Origin of the sequence: Rhodobacter capsulatus, from assembly GCF_005144475.1 — a bacterium.
Lineage (GTDB): Bacteria > Pseudomonadota > Alphaproteobacteria > Rhodobacterales > Rhodobacteraceae > Rhodobacter > Rhodobacter capsulatus_C.
The window spans coordinates 1-293 of the sequence record NZ_SWJZ01000158.1; the positions used below are offsets into that span (position 1 = coordinate 1).

The 293-nt window shown below is 58.0% G+C and carries 1 tRNA gene; it reads right to left on the bottom strand.

Annotated features, from left to right (window positions below):
- Positions 1-207 precede the first annotated feature (207 nt).
- A tRNA-Met gene (locus FBT96_RS20415) sits at positions 208-284 on the bottom strand.
- Positions 285-293: the final 9 nt, after the last annotated feature.

Here is a 293-nt window from a genome sequence, read left to right on the forward strand (position 1 = left end):
ACGCCATCACCATAGTGTCCACTATCGATGGTGGACACTATCCGCCTCTCTCACCACGCGGCAGAGCAGTCAGCCCGGACGCTTACATCCCACTGATCTTGCACGTGGTTTTGGCCCGTTTGTTGACCTATTGTTGACCCGCCGTGGAGAACGCAAAAAGCCGCCCCAGCGGGCGGCCTTTAAGCGATTGATCTAGCTTAGCAAAACTGGTTGCGGGGGCAGGATTTGAACCTGCGGCCTTCAGGTTATGAGCCTGACGAGCTACCGGGCTGCTCCACCCCGCGTTATGTCCC